The organism is Vibrio sp. 99-70-13A1, from assembly GCF_013114625.1.
Classification (GTDB): domain Bacteria; phylum Pseudomonadota; class Gammaproteobacteria; order Enterobacterales; family Vibrionaceae; genus Vibrio.
In genome coordinates this window covers 28,868-46,128 of record NZ_VTXD01000005.1, presented here as the reverse complement: position 1 = coordinate 46,128, position 17,261 = coordinate 28,868, and the positions used below count along the sequence as shown (strand labels likewise).

Here is a 17,261-nt window from a genome sequence, read left to right as displayed (position 1 = left end):
CTTACTGTCTAACTAATTGAGCTAATTACTTATGTGTAATTAACCAGCAATTATGAATATGTTTATTTCGAGAGAAATCTAAAGGTAAAGTCTTAGAGGAGATATTCTCCGCCTTTAAACCTAATGATTCTAAACCTTCAAGATCCATTTTAAATTGGCGCTTGTTGTTTGAGAAAACAATAGTCCCTCCTTCTCTTAGGAGTCTTTTTAGGTTTTCCATCAATTGGATATGATCACGCTGAACATCAAAGGTTTGATCCATACGCTTTGAATTAGAGAATGTTGGCGGATCAATAAAGATCAAATCATATTCACCTTTAGCGTTGGTAAGCCACTGCAGGCAATCTGCTTGTTCAAATTGGTGCTGACGACCTACTCGACCATTCAAAGACATGTTCTCTTTAGCCCACTCTAAATAAGTGTTCGACATATCAACCGTTGTTGTAGAGCGAGCGCCACCAACTGCAGCATGAACTGTCGCACTACCTGTGTAAGCAAATAGATTTAAAAAATCCTTTCCTGCTGACATTTCACCAAGGCGGCGACGAGTCAGTTTATGATCTAGGAACAAACCAGTATCTAGATAATCGTGAAGGTTAACGATCAATTTAACGCCGTACTCATTCACTTCCATTTTTGAAGAGTCTTGAGACAGTTTTTGGTATTGAGAGCGACCTTTCTGTTTCTGGCGCACTTTAAGCACAACATTGTTCGCTTCAACACCTGTTACTTGAATTGCTGCACGAATAATATCGGTTAAACGACGTTTTGCTTTTTCTTCCGGAATATCTTTTGGCGCGGCATATTCTTGGATCACAAGATGTCCAGGGTATACATCAATAGCTACGTTGTATTCAGGAAGGTCGGCATCATAAATGCGGTAGCACTCTAGCTTCTCTTTTTTAGCCCACTTACCGATTTTTCCAATATTCTTCTTTAAACGATTAGCAAAATCAGGAGCAATCAATTGTTCTTGTTGCTCTGTTGGACGATCAGACATTGGGCGGTCTGAAATTGAGTAGTTTTTCTGGTGACAAGGTAACGCACCGTTATTTAGCTTGAACTGCTTATCTGCGCGCATGCGTAAACAACTCAGCAGTTCGTCAGAGCTAGAGAATATAGAAGCGTTACAGCCACCAAATTCTGATTTAAGTTGTGCACCAAATGCAGTGTATAGAGCAATTAAGCCAGGCTCTGTTCCAAGACGCTCACCATAAGGAGGATTAGAGACGATAACACCATTATCAAAAGTTGTAGGACGCTTCAAAAGAGCAGCATCTCCTACTTCAAAATCAATAAGTTCTTCAACCCCAGCTCTACGTGCATTATCGCGAGCGGTTTGGATCATACGAGCATCGTTGTCATAACCATAGAATTTGCATTCTACCTTTTTAACACCACGTCTACCTTGAACATTCGCTTCAGCTTTCACTTCAGCCCAAAGTTCGGGATCAAAATCTTCTAAAGACTCAAAGCACCATTTCTGGCGTTTAACACCAGGTGCCATATTTGCAGCCATCATCGCAGCTTCAATAACCAAAGTACCTGAACCACACATTGGGTCTAGGAAAGGTTTCGTTGCATCCCAGCCACTGCGTAACAAAATTGCTGCTGCAAGCGTTTCACGCAGAGGAGCACGACCAGACTCTGGACGATAGCCACGTTGGTGCAAACCGCTACCAACCATATCTACGCCTAGAATCGCTTTATCTTTATGAAGACGAACGTGAATACGGATATCAGGGCTTTCTTTGCTGATTGAAGGACGCGGTAAAGATTTCTTCTCAAAACAGTCAACAACGGCATCTTTAACTTTCATTGCACCGTATTGGCTATTACGGATTTCATGGTTTGTACCATTGAAATCAACAACAAATCGCTTAGAGCTATGGAATTGATTCACCCAATTGACAGCTGACGTTGAAAGGTAGAGGTCCATGTCATCTTGACAAGTGAATTCAGACAAAACACGTACAAATCGAGAAGCCAAACGACTCCACAAACAACAACGATAGATTTGCTCATTAGTTGCTTTGAATTTAACACCTGCCTGAACAGGTTTTGCATTGGTAATGCCTAGTTGGGTTAGTTCTTCAACTAATAAATTCTCAAGACCGTTTGAGGTAACCGCTAGATATTGATTCATAGTGTTCTTTTATTGATAAAAATGAACCCGATTATACCTGAGTTTCTGAGTTAAGCGTCACACTAAACACTTCTTTTAGCGCAATATTCCAAATGAATGCTCACCGATTAACCAGCCTAGACTCCATGCCATAGCGCTTCTACCAGAAACCGTCCACTCATACTTCCTTTCATCGTCATCACTAGCTCATTTTTAAGCCAACCTAACAAGTGAATATATATTCACACCAAAATTGGACTATACCAATTGAAAATAAACATGTAATTCAGTGACATAATGGCTAGTAATGGGGAATAATTTTTAATTATTCACGAATGTAAGGCTCATAAATAGGAAAAATCAATTCAGATAAATTTTGTGTCGTACAACATACATCCCAAAATTTGGGTATAACTCTGCTGTATTGATTAAAATTTGAATAAAAAAATCGGCATATAAGCCGATAGAGGTAGGATAAATCTATTTGGGGTAAGACTGAGAAGAAAGCTAAATGTTGTTTAAGGGATATTAACCAACAAGAGCGATTGGAGCTGAGTGAAGAATCATGTTTGCACAAACCATTCTGTCATGCATGACCTTAATAGAGTCACCAAATTTCAATACCTTAGAAGGTGACAAGTTAAACTCGTCTAAGTCCACAGAAGCACAGAGGCTTGATGAATCCCCCACTTCTAAAATAATAAAGTAGCCCAAGCTATATTCATTATTCAATCTAACGATATCGCCTTCTACAGGGTCGCAATAAGCGCTGCTCTGCTGGTCGAAGAACCAACTTTTAGGCTGTACTGGCTTGTGGAACCGTTTAGCGGCAACACAATAAAGAGCAAGCTCTGCTTGGCGAGGTTCTGAAAGTTCTAAACCACTAATTTGCTCTTTGAAGGTTTGGTATGAAGAGGCATCATCAACGGTGAATTCGTTGTGTTTGAAGGCGCAATCCACCAGCGTTTTCTTAACTAGATTAGTTTTGAAAACCATATCTTGTCCTAGATCTAGCATCAATGAACGTAGCTGTTCATCATAGTACCAATTCCATGTATCGCTGGGTTTAAGCATTGCTCGTCTCACACTAGTTAATAATCCATTAGGTAAAACGCTTAATTACCTTCCATTGCAGTAATTTTACTGTTGAACAGGCAAAAAAAAAGAGGAAATGAATTCCTCTTCTTTATGTAAATCGGCTAAAAGTCAGATAGTTACACTGTATCTTATAACTTACTTACCGTTTGTAGCTTTTTGCTATAGATTTTCAACAAAGTCACTATAGGTTCTTAACGATGTCACGTACTAAGCCCGGACCTTTATAAATAAAGCCAGAGTAAACCTGTACTAGCTTAGCACCAGCCATCATTTTTTCTTTAGCCGCGACATAAGAATCTACACCGCCTACACCAATAATCGGTAAGGCATCGCCTAACTCTTCATGTAAACGACGAACGACTTCAGTGCTTCGTGTTTGAACAGGACGTCCACTTAACCCACCCGCTTCATTGCAATGTTTCATGCCTTCTACAATGCTACGATCTAAAGTTGTGTTCGTTGCGATCACACCGTCGATCTTATTTTTGATCAACGACTCACAAATTTGGCAGATCTCATCATCACTAAGATCCGGAGCGATCTTCAGAGCTAATGGAACGTACTTACCGTGTTTCTGCTCTAATTCTGATTGCTTAATTTTTAACTCAGCAAGAAGTTCATCCAAAGCTTCACCATACTGAAGTGAACGTAGCCCTGGAGTGTTTGGAGAAGAAATATTTACCGCGATGTAACCAGCGTACTGATACACTTTATCCATACAGATAATATAATCTTCTGCACCCTTCTCTATTGGCGTATCTTTATTTTTACCAATGTTAATGCCAAGAACGCCATCATAATTCGACTTCTTAACATTTTCGATTAAGTTATCGACACCTAGATTATTAAAGCCCATTCGGTTAATAATGCCTTCAGCTTCAACCAAACGGAATAAACGTGGCTTATCATTACCGGCTTGTGGACGAGGTGTAACCGTACCTACTTCAACAAAACCGAAACCCATTGCGCCAAATGCGTCAATACACTCGCCGTTTTTATCTAAGCCGGCAGCTAAACCAACAGGGTTTTTAAAAGTGAGACCCATGCACTCTACAGGTCGATTAGGTAGTTGTTGACGGTACAAAAGATCAATAGGTGTGCCAGTAAAGCGTTTGAAATTTTGAATCGCAAGATCATGTGCCTTTTCGGCATCAAGTTGGAAAAAGCCAGTTCTGGCTAGACGGTAAAGCATTGTGCCTCCGATAGAAAAACCCGTGTGAACGGGGCGGTATTATTTACTTAATTCATGAACAATACAAACTTAATAGCCATTTATACCCTATTTATTTCAAAAATCACCCGAGTATTTGATTTCTAACAATCAAGTCTGCTTTCTTCCACTTAGAAGCCTGCATACAAGGGTGTAGATACGAACCTTAGAGCTCAATTGTAAATAACGCTCATCGAGCAAACGTTTACATTTATTCGAAAAATGTTTTCTCGAAAGTTTAGATACAAAAAAGACAAGGTAAAGTAGCGTTTAGCTACCCTATCCTTGTCTCAATTATTATATGTTTAAACCTAAGCTCTAAGTCTTTAGTCTTTAGTCTTTAGTCTTTAGTCTTTAGTAACTGTAAATGTAAATGTAAATGCGTTTAACTTATTTTCTCTGAACTTGCTGAACAGTTTAAGTTAAGTAACATCAATTCACGCAAGGCAACTGAGAACTTAGCGAATTCATGAACAGAACCCACTTTGAACTCATTTAAAATACTTTCCCAGCGATGTAATGAAATAGAGTTACTTTCCATCCATTCGTCTAATGCTTTAATCACATCAAAGTCACTCGCACAGCCACAGTTGAGAACCTGACCCGTTAATTGACGTTGTTGCCAATCTAAGTCTTCTCTAAAGGCAGCTCTTGCCAGTGCTTGCCAGTTGTTATCCACCGCTTGACCATTAATTTGTTTTAAGAACCAATGCAGAGATAGTCTGTCGCCTAAATTGAAGTACAGTTTAGAGGCTTGTTGGATGTTTTTACCTGTTTCACGGGATACTGTGGATATATCCAGTGCTGAGTAAAGACTAGACAAACGAGCTACAAAGTTAGCCAATTTCTCACCAACACCCTGCTCAATCCAAACTTGAGCAATGGCGTTATGTTCTTGAACTTCTGATTCCACCAGCATTTCATCCAGTGTTTCAGTTATTGCATGAACATCACCTTGATACAGCTCTACTAACGCTTTTACTGATTGTTTCCCTGTACGGTTTCTTAATAACCAACGAGTTAGCCTTCTCATTGTACGTCGTACATGGAATATCAATTCGTATTGAGCACCATATGTCGCAACATTATCTAACTCTCGAATATCTTTAAGAACTTGACCAAATCCATAGATTTCACGAGAAGCGGCATAGGCATTAGCGATATCAACAATATCAGCGCCTGTTTCTTCTTGTAATCGAGTCACAAAGTTACAGCCCATTTCATTAACCATTTGGTTAGCTAATGCTGTCGCGATAATTTCAGAGCGTAACGGGTGGTTATCCATATGTTCTGAATAGTTACGTCGTAACGCTGTTGGGAAGTACTGAGTAAGTTGCTGAGCATGGAACTCATCGTTAGCGATTTCATCACAAACTAGATCTTCTTTCAGAACCATTTTCCCGTAAGCCACTAATACAGACAACTCAGGTCGAGTTAATGCCTGCCCTAGTTTTTCTCGTTCTAGAAGGGTTTCATCATCAGGAATGTATTCTAGACCACGATCTAAATACCCTGCTTTTTCCATAGTGTGAATGAATCGTACTTGTTCTTTAACTAAACCAACGCCTTGGTGTTCAGTCACAGAAATTGATTCCGCTTGGCAGTAGGCATCATCTAAAACAATCACACCGACTTCATCTTCCATCGATTCTAGGATTTGATTACGTTGCTTAACGGTAAGATCGCCGTTTGAAACCAGTCCATTAAGGAAGATTTTGATGTTCACTTCATTATCTGAACAATCTACACCACCAACGTTATCAACAAAGTCGGTATTAACGCGTCCGCCTGTCAGTGCATATTCGATACGACCCAGCTGAGTCATACCCAAGTTACCGCCTTCACCAACAACTTTTGCCTTTAGATCTCGCCCGTCAATTCGCAGAACATCATTCGCGCGGTCACCAACATCAGTATGCGTTTCTTTCGATGATTTAACGTAAGTACCAATGCCGCCATTCCAAAGAAGATCGACCTGCATTGATAAGATCATTTTGATCAAATCATTCGGTGCCATAGACGCTTTCTTTGTACCAAGCATCTTCTGAATTTCAGGAGTTAGAGCAATTGACTTAGCTCGACGAGAGAAAATACCACCACCCTGCGAGATTAGATCTTTATTGTAATCTTCCCAACTAGAGCGAGGTAGCTTGAACAAGCGATCACGCTCTTCCCAGCTTGGGGCTGACTCTGGATTAGGGTCAATGAAAATGTGCATGTGGTTAAATGCAGCTTGGAGTCGGATATGCTTAGAAAGCAACATACCATTACCAAACACATCGCCAGCCATATCACCAACACCAATAGCAGTAAAGTCTGTGGTTTGGCAGTTAATGTTCATTTCTCGGAAGTGACGCTTAACGGATTCCCAACCACCTTTAGCAGTAATACCCATTGCTTTATGGTCATAACCATTTGAGCCACCTGAAGCAAAAGCATCACCTAGCCAGAAATTGTATTCATCTGAAACAGAGTTAGCTAAATCTGAGAACGTAGCCGTACCTTTATCTGCTGCAACTACTAGGTATGGGTCGTCTTCATCATGACGAACAACACTCTTAGGTGGAATCACTTCCCCTTCGATAATGTTATCCGAAACATCCAGTAATGCTCGAATGAAACGTTTGTAACAACGTTGACCTTCAGCGAAGATTTCATCTCGCCCTGTCATGGTGTGCTGACGTTTACAAACGAAACCGCCTTTCGCACCCACAGGAACAATAACAGTGTTCTTAACTTGTTGCGCTTTCACCAGGCCTAGGATTTCTGTACGGAAATCTTCTTGGCGATCTGACCAACGTAAACCACCACGAGCAACTTTCCCGCCTCGTAAATGCACACCTTCAATGTCAGGTGCATAAACAAAAATTTCAAATGCAGGAACTGGAGCTGGGATATCAGGAATCTCGCTTGGTTTCATTTTCAGCGCTAGCCAAGGCTTGAACTGCTTATTAGCGTCTAACTGATAGTAGTTTGTACGTAAAGTTGCGCTGATCATTTCCATATAACGGCGAATGATACGATCATCATCTAAGCTTTCAACATGATCTAATTGCTCAGTGATCTTCTTGATCAGATCAGCTTGACCTTTTTTACTGCCTTTCAGTTTTGGATCAAATCGTTTCTCAAATAATGCCACCAGCCCTTTAGCTAATTCAGGATAATGAGACAGTGTATCTTCAATGTATTGCTGACTAAATGGGAAACCAACTTGACGCATGTAACGAGCGTAAGCACGAAGAATTGAAATTTCACGTCCAGATAGTGCTGCGCCTAGCACTAAACGGTTGAAGCCATCACTTTCTAATTCACCAGCCCAAATTGCCGCAAATGCTTGTTGGAATAAATCACGAGCTTCACGTAAATCAACCGTCTTCTCACTCTTATGAAGCATTGAGAAATCTAATATCCAGTAAGTAACACCATTGGTTTTACGTACTTCATAAGGAGATTCACCAATTACACGCAAGCCAAGGTTCTCTAACATCGGCATGACGTCTGATAAGTGAATTGGCTCATCACTATGGTAAAACAGTTTTAATTTAACAGCTTTAGAGTCCGCTGCCTCTTCTTGAGGGCGGTAGAAAAGCATCCCAAGTTTATCGTCTTCTGTAAGAGCTTCTAGACGTTCAATGTCTGCAACCGCTGAACCTGGCATCATGTCTTCTTTATATGAACGTGGGAATGCACGCATATATTCTTTAGACAATGGTAAACCTTTACTTTCACCGAAGTTCGCAACAATAGATTCTGATAAACGATCATCCCAAGATGAAGATACTTCCATTAAATTCTGCTCAATTGTCTTAACGTCGACATCCATGTTGTTGTTATCAACACGGACGATGTAATGCGTTCTTGCTAGAGGGCTTTCTGAAAAGTAAGTGGTAAATTCGACTTCTTGCTCACAACCAAAGTATTGCTTAAGGATTCGCTGAGTTTGGCGGCGAAGCTCTGTGTTGTAACGATCTTTTGTGACATAAACCATACAGCTGAAAAAGCGACCAAAAGGATCTCTTCTTACGAACAAACGAAGTAAATCACGATCTTGCATTTGAACTACGCCAGTGCCGACTTCTAGAAGTTCTTCTTCACGAGCTTGAAGTAGCTCATCACGCGGGTAGTTTTCAAGAATATTGTGGAGTGCTTTATATGAGTATGAGCCATTTCGGTAGCCACTTGCTTCCAAAATTCGCTCAACCTTTTCACGAACTAATGGGATGCTTTCTACCGTTTGGTTATATACCGCAGAAGTGTAAAGACCAGTAAAGCGATGCTCACCAATTACTTTGCCTTTTTTATCAAACTTCTTAATTCCAATGTAATCGGTATAAGCTGGTCTATGAATTCGTGATGCTGTATTGCCTTTCGTCACAATTAATACGTAAGGCTTCTTAGCTTCAAGGCGAGCTGAATCTGAAAACTCAGACAGTTTCGTACTACGTACGCGTTCATCATTGGCAAATAGACCTAAGCCTTTATCTTTAGTCGGTTGAAGCTCAGTATCACCATCAATAGATACAAGGTTATATTCTTTGTAACCCATGAATGTAAAGTTGTGTTCGCCTAACCAACGTAAAAATTCTAATGTTTCCTCAAAACGTTGACCATCAACTGGAATCGTCTCTTTTTGAGCTTCAACTTGGTTGGTGACTTCTTCAAGCTTTTCAACCATCAGTAACCAATCATTCACAACTAAACTGGCATCTGTAAATATATCCAGTAGTTCTGTTTTAAGTGCTGTCATTTCAGCTTTGCTGCTTAGACGGTCAACTTCGATATGGAACAATGATTGGAAGACACCTTCATCGCGGCTGACACCAATTACTTCTCCTTTATCAGAGCGCAGTATTTGTGTTGGGTTATGAAGCATAAGGTGAGAAGAAAGGTCAAGGCGGGTCAATGCCATTTTGACAGAGTCTACAAGGAACGGGCTGTCTGGAACAACAATCTCAACAATGGTATGAGTTGATTGCCAACCCTGTCTGCTGACTGCCGGATTAAAGACTCGAACAGAAATGTCGTCGGCTTTTTTTTCATTGATGTGGTGCCATAAACTGACTACAGCACCATATAAATCTGATTCGTTTCTCTGGATTAAATCATCATGAGAAACATTGCTGAACAAATGTTGAGCAAGTTGCGTTACTAGAGGTCGATGAGCAAGGTCAAGTTTGTCTTGAATCAGTTTGTACACTTTTTCAAGTAAAACTGGAACCACAGTTTCACGTGCGGTCATAGTCACACTCCACAATTTTTATTGTATTTTATTATAGGGGGATCACCCACTCGCTGATAAAAACTTTTGTTAAGTAAAAGCGTAGTAAGTAATGATAATGCATTTATTTATTGTAAAAGCATTATTGAGAAATGGTTAATAATTTTAGTAATAGCGGGAGGTGAATGTTTGATTATGTGATTAAGGTTCCCTTTAACTCTCTGAATAACGAGAGCTTTACAGAGCTTCTAACTTTATAAACTTATTATTATGGTCAGTTGTTAGTCTAAATAGCCCTTTAACCCCTATTTGTGTAAGAAATGGTCTGAAACGAGTTGCTGGCAATTGCAGCCTTAAACCAGTAGTCGTTACGACTTGCACAGTACTTGCTGCTCCTGAGTAATGTGCTAAAAAATTTTGATAAGTAATGTTCAATGAAAAGTGATAATGATTCATAACTCTCCAACCTATATGTGTATGTAACTATGCTAAGAATGCGAGTAAATAAAGCTAAGAATACGAGTAAATAAAGCTAAGAATACGAGTAAATAAAAAGTGGCGCACCTAGGTACACCACTTGTTTTCTTAGTAAGAGTTTTGTCGTTCTTACTTAAAAATGTAGATTATTTGAAGTTAAGCCTCTAAAGCTTTTGTAACCTTCTCAAATAGATCTTTTGCCAAATTATCCATCGCTTTTAACGACTCAAGCTCTTTCTTGATTAAAGCTTGGCGTGATTCATCATATAAACGATATTTTAGTAGCGGGTCGATAAGACGTGAAGCTACCTGAGGGTTACTGCTATTGAGTTCTCTCAGTATTTCACCCGCAAACTCATAACCTTTACCTGATTTATCATGGAAATGCACAGGGTTCTGATTTAAAAATGCACCAACTAAGTTACGAGTTCTGTTTGGGTTTTTCAAGCTAAATGCTTGATGGTTCATACTTTCCTTGATTTTATCTAGTACATTTTTATCAGGGTTTGTTCCTTGCAAAGTAAACCACTTATCCATAACCAGACCATCATGTTTCCACTTGTCGCTGTAATCAGACATAAGTGATTCACGGCATTCTAACTGAGCAGCATTCGCTGCGCCCATAGATGCCATTGTATCTGTCATGTTATTTGAGCTTTCATACAGAGCAACAACCAAGTTATTACCTTGTTCAGTAAATGCTAAGTAACCTAAACAAACTTTTCTTAAGGTACGTTTGCCAATGGATGCATGCTCTACGTTGTATTCTGCTTGAGCATGGCTATGATAAACGGCTGCAAGCTCATCTTCTAATTCGGTAGCTAGAGCAAGTTTCATCGATTTTAGGACTGAAGCAATAGCATCAATATCAACACGAGTATACCAACCAAACACTTCATTATGGTTTGGCAGTGCTATCATTTCAGCGATGAAAGCAGGTTCTAGTGAATCGCTCAGTAAAACTCCACGGAAAGCATCAACAACATCCGAAGAAAGTTCAAATGGCTTACCTTGTTGTACATTTAAGATATTCGCACGAATGTATTTTGCTAGTAGCATTTGACCAGCATCCCAACGAGAAAACTCATTGCGCGCGTTAACCATTAAGAAAATAAGTTCTGCGTCAGAATAATCGTATTCAAGTTTAACCGGTGCCGAGAATTCACGTAGTAAAGAAGGAATTGGTTTTTCCGCTACATTTTCAAACACAAATGTATTTTCAGCGTCTTTAACGTCAAGCACATTATGAACAGATTTACCGTTACATTGTAACTCAATCACTTCACCAGACTGAGTATACAGCTCGATATCTAACGGAATATGTAACGGTTGCTTTTCTTCCTGCTCATGCGTTGGAGGAGTTGATTGAACAACTTTCAAAGTATAAGTCTTAGCACTTTCATCATAGCTACTTGTCACTACAAGTGTTGGCGTACCAGATTGGCTATACCACAGGCGGAATTGTGATAAATCCACACCTGATGCGTCTTCCATTGAAACAACGAAATCTTCACAAGTTGCAGCAGTACCATCATGACGCTCAAAATATAACTTCATACCTTTCTGGAAGTTAGTCTCTCCAAGAAGCGTATGCATCATACGGATAACTTCGCTGCCCTTCTCATACACAGTTAGTGTGTAGAAGTTATTCATTTCAATCACTTTTTCAGGGCGAATTGGATGAGACATTGGGCTTGCGTCTTCAGCGAATTGCGGACCACGGATAGTACGAACATTATTAATTCGGTTAACTGAGCGAGAGCCCAAGTCTGAAGAAAATTCTTGATCACGGAATACCGTTAAACCTTCTTTCAAGCTTAGCTGGAACCAATCTCGGCAAGTCACACGGTTACCTGTCCAGTTATGGAAGTACTCATGACCAATAACCGCTTCAATACCTAAGTAGTCGGTATCGGTTGCTGTTTGATCATTAGCTAGAACAAATTTAGAGTTAAAGATATTCAGACCTTTATTCTCCATTGCACCCATGTTGAAGAAATCAACCGCAACGATCATGTAGATATCTAAGTCGTACTCTAAGTCGAAACGGTCTTCATCCCACTTCATCGAATTAATAAGTGAAACCATAGCGTGGCTAGCACGATCCAGGTTTCCTTTATCAACAAAGATTTCTAGGTCAACTTTGCGTCCAGATTTTGTTGTGTAGTCATCTCTAAGGACATCAAAATCTCCTGCAACTAAAGCAAACAGGTACGCAGGCTTTGGATGCGGGTCTTGCCATTTAACCCAATGACGACCATTTTCAGCTTCACCTTCATCGACTCGGTTACCGTTACTAAGTAGGAATGGATAAACCGCTTTATCTGCAATCACTGTAGTTGTGAATTTAGCAAGAACGTCTGGGCGATCCATGTAGTAAGTAATACGACGGAAGCCTTCAGCTTCACATTGAGTACAGAAAGCACCACCAGATTTGTACAGACCTTCTAAAGCACTATTTCCTTCCGGATCAACATCAGTCACGATCGTTAGAACAAATTCTTTTGGTAAATCAGTAAGTGTTAGGTTTGTTTCTGATTGCTCAAAAGATTCCCATGGCTGGTCATTTACAGAAATGGATACAAGCTTAAGACCTTCACCATCTAATACTAACGTTGAGCTTTCTTTCTGTTGAGTAACGCTTGAAACTGCTGTGATAATTGAAGCAGTATCATGTAGATCGAAAGTTAAATCGATATCTGATATCAGGTGTGAAGGTGATTGGTAATCTTTACGAAATTTGGCTTGCGGGTTATGCGCCATGTCTTAGTCCTTTTGAGCATTTTTAATAATATTATTTACCAGTCTATATCTAAGGGCTTTGAACACATAACTCAAGGACAAATGTAAAAAAACGAGGTGTTTTTAGAAAACACCTCGCATTTTAGCTAGTAAAAAACAAATGATAGATATGAAACACCAACCACAGGATAGAATTCAGTATATTTATCGACAACAATCAGCGAATTCGATTCAATACCGCGTACATATCACCTTCTTGCCCTTCTAAAGTTAGAACATCACTATTAAGGGTATAAGTTGTGTCATGTTCCCCATTTTCATAGAGGAGTACTAGGTGATTACCTTCTGTGTAATACACGCCTCGATGGACGACTTCCCCACCCAGATCGTCTGAAACTCTAAACATAAATATAAAGTCAGGCTGTAAGACCAAATCCATTTTTTTAATATTACTAGCTCTTAGATCATCACCGGATAACTCCGCACTTGACCAGATACCAGCTAAAGCATTAGGAAGAGCTTTAGTAAACATCACACCATTTAAATTTAGCATATTATGATTACTGCTATAGGCGTAAACTTGTGGTTCAGAAGTATTCAAGCCGAGAATGATCGTGTCATCATTAGCGGTATACATACCTTCCCAATGATCAATGCTGTAATCTTTTTTCTGTATGTCGATTTTAAACGTATAGTTTGAATCTAACGTTAACTTTATCGCTAAGAAGTTTTCAGCAGCGCTATCAGGCTCTGGATTTAATAAATACCAATCACCAAGTAATAAGGGTAAGTCAAAGTGTGAAAGATCGGTATTATCTTTCACTTCACTGCTCCAAGCATTCAAGCTAAAGCAAGTCAAAAGTATTAGTATCCATTTCATAGTCACCCCCTATGTTTTCTTTAAGCTTAGGCACTTAAGTCATAGAACGCGAAAAAATTTGATCTAAATCACTAAATTTAACTCGTGAATAAAGAGTTTACTCAATAGTGGCGTTAATTTTAGCTGTATACATTCCTGCTAAAACTGAAAAAGGTGAGCTCTTAGGCTCACCTTTTTAAATAATAAACTGATTATATTATTCGGTAACTGGCGACAGTTCCTTACTAAATGAAATCAGTTCAACTTACATGAAATGTTACTTTTTAATCATGTCGACCATAATTGAAACTGATTCATCAAGATATGCGTCAGGAACTTCATAGTCTTTTGGTACATCATCAAGTGAAGCGAAAGCATCTAACTTGTTTGCTTTCTGGCGCAAATTGATACGTTCCAAACGTAATGCTTCAGCTTCATCACTTTCTTGCTGACGAGCCTTTTCATTTAATGATAGCTGGTTGTCATCTTTATCAGATTTGAATTTCGCAATATCAGCTTCAATGAAACCAAATTCCATATCATCAGCGATGCGCAGTTCATGAGCTTTCGTCAATTGTGCAATTTCAGCTTCATTACGTTGTAACACTTGATATTTTGCTTTATCAATACTGTCCCAAGGCAGTGCGTTATCTTCAACACTTTCACCTGTTTCAGCAGGGTCTATAGGAGTTGGATAAGCAATATCTGGAACCACACCTTTATTCTGCGTACTACCACCATTAATGCGATAGAACTTCTGAATAGTATATTGAACATATCCTAACTCTTTATCAAACAAGTCATAGATATGATTCAAAGAACGGTGTTGTTGAACGGTACCTTTACCAAATGAGTTTTCACCCAAAATGATCGCACGTCCATAGTCTTGCATTGCTGCAGCAAAAATTTCAGATGCAGAAGCACTATAACGGTTCACTAAAACCGTGAGTGGACCTTGATAACTAATTTCACCATCAGTATCACTGTTTACTTTTACTCTACCGTAGCTGTCACGAACTTGGACGACTGGTCCTTCTTCGATAAATAAGCCAGATAAAGCCGTTGCTTCCGTTAATGCACCACCGCCGTTATTACGGAGATCAACAATAATGCCATCAACACCCGTTTTCTTAAGCTCAGTAATCAACTTATCTGTGTCTTTTGATAGACCAACATAAAAGCTTGGTACTTCTAAAACACCAATCTTACGTCCATCTTTTTCAATAACTTCAGACTTAACAGCACGGTCTTCTAAACGAATCTTATCTCGGACAATAGTGACAACGTGACTTTTAGCATCTTTACCATCAGGTAAGATCTGTAGCTTCACTTTTGTCCCTTTAGGCCCTTTGATTAACTGAACAACATCGTCTAAACGCCATCCAATTACATCAACGACTTCTTCGCCATCTTGTCCAACACCAACAATTCGATCACCTTCGCCTAGTTGTTTACTGCTCGACGCAGGTCCACCAGCAACTAAAGAGCGGATAACGGTGTAATCGTCTGTCATCTGTAAGACAGCGCCGATCCCTTCTAGAGATAAGTTCATCTCTGATTGGAATTGCTCTGCATTACGAGGAGAAAGGTAACTAGTATGAGGATCGACTTCTCTAGAAAAAGCATTCATGTAAAGCTGAAAAGCATCTTCGTTACGCGATTGAGTAATACGCTTCATCGCATTGTTGTAGCGCTTTTCTAACACTTCTTGAATTTCAGGCCATTCTTTACCTGTTAACTTAAGGTTCAATGCGTCATATTTAACGCGTTTTCGCCATAATTCATTAACTTCTTTGGTACTAGCAGGCCATGTAGCTTCACTTCTGTCTAACTCAATACTTTCATCTACATCAAACTTAATTTCAGTATCAAGAAGTGATAATGCAAATTGAAAACGTTCAAAACGTTTTTGCATGGATAGATTATAAACATCAAAAGCCACCTGATTATTACCCGACTTAAGCTGCTCATCTAATTGAATAGATAAAGGCTCAAAAGAATCCATGTCGGCTTGCGTAAAAACATTACGGTTATAATCAAGCATCTCTACGTAACGATTAAAAATAGCTTTTGAAAAATCGTCGTTGAGATTGAAATGTTTATAGTGAGATCGCGTAAATCGAGAAGTAACGCGTTTGCTCGCAGTTTCGTGTTGAACTTCTGGAGCAAGAAGAGGTAAGTCATCTTGGTTAAGTTTGGCTTCTAAAGCCTGAGCTGATGATGCCGCTAGCCATAAGCTAGCAGCAATCAGTGTCAATTTTGAACGGCATTTCATGCGTAGGAGTATCTCCTTTAAGCGCGCAAGTGCTCCGCTTTAACAACCATTTGTAGGCCGTTTGCTAACTGAACACGCACATCTTCCTTATTGATTTCAACAATGGTCGCAGCCATGTTTCCTTTACCCATGTTCACATTCACTTCTTTGCCAGCGATGAATTCATCAGCATTTAAAGCTCTTGTTTCTACAGGTTTTTCTACTTTCGGTGTTTTAGGCGCTTGGCGACGAGGCTGTTGAGCTTTCTTCGCTTTAGGTTTTGCTTTGCCTTCTTCACGTGCTTTTTGTGCTTGTTCTTTACGACGAGCTTGAACTTTAGCTTTGCTTTCAGCAAGCGTAGTTTTTGCATGCTCAACGTGTTCTTCTTCTAATACACCACAAGGGTTACCGTCTAGATCTACACGTTCTGCACCAACTTTTACGCCGTGCAGGTAACGCCATGATGAAGTGTACTGTCTTAACGCTGCGCGAAGCTGTGTCTTACTTACTTTTTCATCTTCACTAAGACGTTCAGCAAGATCTTGAAAAATACCAATTTTAAGTGGTTTTGCTTCACCTTCTAAAGTAAAGCATTTAGGGAAACATTCAGCAACATATGCGATAACTTCTTTGCTGTTTTTTAACTTTTCAGTGTTTTCCATGTGGGTTCCTGGTTTTTGCGGTCTTCCGCGAGCATTAAGAAAATATTTTTACGTATTATAGAGACATGCCGAGGAAAAACCACAGTAAGAGAATAATTTATGCTTTGTTCGCGTGCGAATTGAGCAGCTTTTCCACTTCAACCATGAAAAACGTTAAACCTTCTTCATCAATTTCACTAAATCGACCAATTTTTGGGCTATCGATATCTAATACGCCCACCACTTTTCCATTAATAGAGAATGGAATAACGATTTCTGAGTTACTTGCAGCGTCACATGCGATATGACCTTCGAATTCATGCACGTCATAAATACGCTGAATACTGTTTGTTGAAACCGCAGTTCCACAAACGCCGCGTCCTACAGGAATTCGCACACAAGCAGGTTGACCTTGGAAAGGGCCTAAAACCAATTCATCTTCTTTTAGTAAGTAAAAACCAGCCCAGTTCAGATCATCTAACTCCATAAACAGTAATGCACTGATATTGGCTAGATTTGCAATAAAATCTGGTTCAGATTCAATTAACGCTACTGCCTGTTTGGTTAAGCGCTGGTAATGTTCTATTTTCATATTAACTTCCGGTTAAATTGACACTTCCATTATTAAGAGAACTAC

At 39.6% G+C, this 17,261-nt stretch carries 10 protein-coding genes; all 10 read right to left on the bottom strand.

Going from position 1 to position 17,261, the window contains the following annotated elements; genetic code table 11:
• Positions 1-25: 25 nt before the first annotated feature.
• The 10 genes from rlmKL to F0226_RS05595 all read right to left on the bottom strand — a co-directional run bounded on the left by rlmKL (position 26) and on the right by F0226_RS05595 (position 17,216).
• A complete protein-coding gene (rlmKL, locus tag F0226_RS05640; protein WP_171734737.1) occupies positions 26-2,146 on the bottom strand; it encodes a bifunctional 23S rRNA (guanine(2069)-N(7))-methyltransferase RlmK/23S rRNA (guanine(2445)-N(2))-methyltransferase RlmL in 2,121 nt (706 codons plus the stop codon).
• 507 nt (positions 2,147-2,653) lie between these two features.
• Positions 2,654-3,199, bottom strand: a complete 546-nt coding sequence (locus F0226_RS05635; protein ID WP_171734736.1) for a cell division protein ZapC — start codon at positions 3,197-3,199, stop codon at positions 2,654-2,656.
• Positions 3,200-3,404: 205 nt separating this feature from the next.
• Entirely contained in the window at positions 3,405-4,415 is a 1,011-nt protein-coding gene (gene pyrD, locus F0226_RS05630; protein ID WP_171734735.1) for a quinone-dependent dihydroorotate dehydrogenase, read from the bottom strand.
• 403 nt (positions 4,416-4,818) lie between these two features.
• The gene (locus tag F0226_RS05625; RefSeq protein ID WP_171734734.1) at positions 4,819-9,672 is read right to left on the bottom strand and encodes an NAD-glutamate dehydrogenase; all 4,854 of its coding nucleotides are present in this window, start codon (positions 9,670-9,672) and stop codon (positions 4,819-4,821) included.
• Positions 9,673-9,888: 216 nt separating this feature from the next.
• Positions 9,889-10,107, bottom strand: coding sequence for a DUF2835 domain-containing protein (locus tag F0226_RS05620; RefSeq protein WP_171734733.1), 219 nt, complete (start codon positions 10,105-10,107; stop codon positions 9,889-9,891).
• Between the two features lie 177 nt (positions 10,108-10,284).
• Complete coding sequence (pepN, locus tag F0226_RS05615; RefSeq protein ID WP_171734732.1) at positions 10,285-12,891, bottom strand: aminopeptidase N; 2,607 nt, start codon at positions 12,889-12,891, stop codon at positions 10,285-10,287.
• A 196-nt stretch (positions 12,892-13,087) separates the two neighbouring features.
• Complete coding sequence (locus F0226_RS05610) at positions 13,088-13,750, bottom strand: hypothetical protein (protein WP_171734731.1); 663 nt, start codon at positions 13,748-13,750, stop codon at positions 13,088-13,090.
• Between the two features lie 256 nt (positions 13,751-14,006).
• Entirely contained in the window at positions 14,007-16,004 is a 1,998-nt protein-coding gene (gene prc / locus F0226_RS05605) for a carboxy terminal-processing peptidase (RefSeq protein ID WP_171734730.1), read from the bottom strand.
• Between the two features lie 17 nt (positions 16,005-16,021).
• On the bottom strand, positions 16,022-16,645 hold the full coding sequence (gene proQ / locus F0226_RS05600; protein ID WP_171734729.1) for an RNA chaperone ProQ: 624 nt from the start codon (positions 16,643-16,645) through the stop codon (positions 16,022-16,024).
• A gap of 97 nt (positions 16,646-16,742) precedes the next feature.
• A complete protein-coding gene (locus F0226_RS05595; RefSeq protein ID WP_171734728.1) occupies positions 16,743-17,216 on the bottom strand; it encodes a GAF domain-containing protein in 474 nt (157 codons plus the stop codon).
• Between the last annotated feature and the right edge of the window lie 45 nt (positions 17,217-17,261).